Origin of the sequence: Staphylococcus sp. HMSC13A10 (genome assembly GCF_001808005.1) — a bacterium.
GTDB classification, from domain to species: Bacteria; Bacillota; Bacilli; order Staphylococcales; family Staphylococcaceae; genus Staphylococcus; species Staphylococcus pasteuri.
This window is the reverse complement of sequence record NZ_KV791858.1, coordinates 1-3,619: the sequence shown is the minus strand read 5'-3', so window position 1 is coordinate 3,619 and position 3,619 is coordinate 1. Positions and strand designations below refer to the sequence as shown.

At 30.4% G+C, this 3,619-nt stretch carries 2 protein-coding genes; one reads left to right on the top strand and one right to left on the bottom strand.

Annotation, left to right across the window (positions count from 1 at the left end):
- Positions 1 to 1,062, bottom strand: a 1,062-nt coding sequence (locus tag HMPREF3125_RS07260; RefSeq protein WP_070452820.1) for a malate:quinone oxidoreductase, incomplete at its 3' end; no start/stop codon positions are given.
- 687 nt (positions 1,063 to 1,749) lie between these two features.
- Between HMPREF3125_RS07260 and HMPREF3125_RS07255 the strand changes: the two genes are divergently transcribed.
- Positions 1,750 to 3,525, top strand: coding sequence for an oleate hydratase (locus tag HMPREF3125_RS07255; protein WP_070452817.1), 1,776 nt, complete (start codon positions 1,750 to 1,752; stop codon positions 3,523 to 3,525).
- Positions 3,526 to 3,619 lie beyond the last annotated feature (94 nt).

Sequence of the window (3,619 nt, the reverse complement as noted above, 5' to 3'; positions counted from 1 at the left end):
ATTTTTAGCAGCAGCAGATAATAATGTTGTAATATTATATGGTTTAACTGATTTAAATAAATCTAAATTTGAACCATTTTTTAAAAATTTAGGGCCGACACTAGCAAATGGACCAAATAGTAACGTACGCTCACCATCAATATAACGAGTATCTAAGTGAGGTACAGTCATAGGTGGTGTGCCAGGAGGTTCTTTACCATATACTTTGGCATCATGTTGAGCTATGATGTCTGGGTTAGTACAAATTAAAAATTGACCTGTAATAGGGAATCCACCTAAATGTTTACTTTCTGGAATTCCTGTTTTTTGTAATAGTGGAATTGCACCACCACCGGCGCCAATAAATACATAATCAGCAAGTTCAGTCTGAACATTACCACTGTTACGTTGACGCACTTTAACTTCCCATTTCCCATCTTTTCGATGATTAAAATCTATCACTTCGTGATTATATTGAACACTAGCATTAGGATGTTGTTCAATACTTTGGGCCATTTTGCGAGTAAGCTCACCAAAGTTAACATCAGTACCTTCATTAATTTTACTAGCAGCCATAATATCACTCGCGCTATGACCTTCCATCATTAAGGGAATCCATTTTCTCATTTCTTCAATATCTTCTGTATATTCAATATTGTCGAACATCGGAAAATCCTTCATAGCATGATAACGATCTTTTAAGAATTGAACGTTATTTTTACCTCTAACAAAGCTAATATGAGGTAATGGTTGAATAAATTCTTTAGGGTTTGAAATGCTATTATTTTTGACTAAATGACCCCAAAATTGTTTTGAAATCTCGAACTGTTCATTAATTTCTTTCGCCTTTTCTATATCAATTGATCCATCAGGTTGTTTTACTGTATAGTTCAATTCACATAAAGCAGCATGACCAGTTCCAGCATTATGACGCTCATTTGAACTTTCGATACCAGGTCGATCCAAACGTTCATATAGTTTTATATTCCAACTTGGTTCTAACTCTTTAAGCATAGAACTAAAAGTTGTGCTTAAAACACCAGCGCCAATAACAACAACTGTTTTTGACTCTTTTGTATTCATAATTGACTCCCTTCTTTTACGTACATGTTTTATTTTAATATAAATATTTCCAGTATAAAAATACTTATATTAAATATGACCTATTCTTTTATGGAATAGATCATTTTAATTTTAAAAATTTTTCTATTACCTTAATCAGCAACTCAGTAGAAATACATATAAAAATTGATAAATACTTTAACTGTTTTTTGACTAATTGCAACCTGTTTTTACTTACAAACTACAACAATTATAACAATCTTAGAATGAGAAAATTATACAATTTAGATTTTAATATATTAAAATCATTAGATAAAATAATCAATAAAATTTAATTTTTGGTTAAATTATAATAAAAATAATGTCTAACACAATATATAAATATATTTTTTGGTCAAATAAACAAATATTAAAGTTTTTTTGGTTTAGTTTTGATAAATTATTGACAAAACAGAGAGGGATTTAAGTGATTTTAATTAATAAGTTTCATTAACTATGCATACAAATTCATTATAGATCATAAATTAATATTTACTTTATTTCTGCAATATAGTGATATCAATCTATTCTTGTTTATTATAAAACAAGCGGATAATAAATATGAATAAAATTAATATATTTTTGTAAATATGTATACAAAAGTGTATAATGAAATTAAATCGAGTTAGAGTATTTAGAAATTTCACTTATTAATAAGGGGGTTTTTTTATGTACTATACTAATAGTAATTATGAAGCCTTTGCACGTCCAAAAAAACCTGAAAATGTTGATAAAAAATCAGCATATTTAATTGGATCAGGTTTAGCTTCACTAGCAGCAGTATGTTTTTTAATTCGTGACGGTCAAATGAAAGGAAAAAACATCCATATTTTAGAAGAATTAGACATCTCAGGGGGAAGTTTAGATGGTATTAATATGCAGCATCATGGCTTTGTCGTACGTGGTGGTAGAGAAATGGAAAATCATTTTGAATGTTTATGGGATTTATTTAGAAGTATTCCATCATTAGAACAACCTGATGCATCCGTGTTAGATGAGTTTTATTGGTTGAATAAGGAAGATCCTAACTATTCTAAATGCAGAGCCATTTATAGTGGCGGTAAACGCATTGATACTGATGGCAATTTTACATTGTCTAAAAAAGCTATTAAAGAAATTTTAAGTTTATGTATGAAAAAAGAAGAAGATTTAGAAGATGTTAAAATTTGCGAAGTTTTCACTGAAGATTTTTTAACTTCTAATTTTTGGTTATATTGGAAAACAATGTTTGCTTTCGAACCTTGGCATTCAGCAATGGAAATGCGTCGATATCTTATGCGTTTTGTTCACCATATTGGTGGTTTGGCAGATTTTAGTGCTTTAAAATTCACTAAATATAACCAATATGAGTCTTTAGTATTGCCAATGGTAGAATATCTTAAGTCACATGGCGTGCATTTTGAATATGGTGTTCAAGTTGACAATATATTGGTCGATTCAACATCATCTACGAAAATTGCACGAGAGATTCTTGTAAACAAAAATGGTAAAACAGAATCTATACCTTTAACATTAGATGATCTTGTTTTTGTAACGAACGGCAGTATTACAGAAAGTTCAACTTATGGGGATAATGACCATCCTGCTCCACCAACGAAAGCATTGGGAGGTAGTTGGACATTATGGAAAAATTTAGCTAATCAAAGTCCAGAATTTGGAAGACCTGAAAAATTCTGTGATCATATTCCAGATAAAAGTTGGCTCGTATCTGCAACAACAACAACAAATAATAAAAAGGTAATTTCTTATATTGAAAAATTAAGTAAACGTGATGTTTTATCTGGACGCACCGTTACTGGGGGTATTGTAACGGTAGTAGATTCAAGTTGGCAACTTAGTTTTACAGTCAATCGTCCACAACAATTTAAGGAGCAACCTAAAGATCAGGTAAGTGTATGGATATATGCATTATACTCTAATGTTAAAGGAGATTTCATTAAAAAACCAATCACTGAGTGTACAGGTAGTGAAATCTGTCAAGAGTGGTTATATCATATGGGAGTGCCACAAGATGAGTTAGTTGAATTAGCACAAACAGAATGCAATACGATCCCTGTTTATATGCCTTATGTGACAGCGTACTTTATGCCGAGAGCATACAAAGATCGTCCATTAGTCGTTCCTAATGGTTCTAAAAACTTAGCCTTTATAGGTAACTTTGCTGAAACAGAACGTGATACAGTATTCACAACTGAATATTCTGTACGTACAGCTATGGAAGCTGTATATCAATTATTAGAAATAGATAGGGGCGTACCTGAAGTGTATGCTTCTGAATTTGATGCACGTGTACTTATGGATGCTTATTATCAATTAAATGATCGTAAATCATTACCTGAATTAGTTAATAATAACTTCCTTAAACGTTCAGTTTTAAAAAATGCGATGAAAAAAATACAAGGCACTTTCATTGAAGAATTATTACGCAAACATAAGTTGTTATAAAAATTACACGGTGTGTCTCAAAAAACAAAAAACATTGCATAAAAACAATAAATATTATAGAGTTATAAACATATCTTTATATATTTAATTGTTT

What these genes read in the sequence shown, in the direction of transcription:
- HMPREF3125_RS07255 (WP_070452817.1), top strand. Translation starts at nt 1,750, where the DNA reads ATGTACTATACTAATAGTAATTATGAAGCCTTTGCACGTCCAAAAAAA.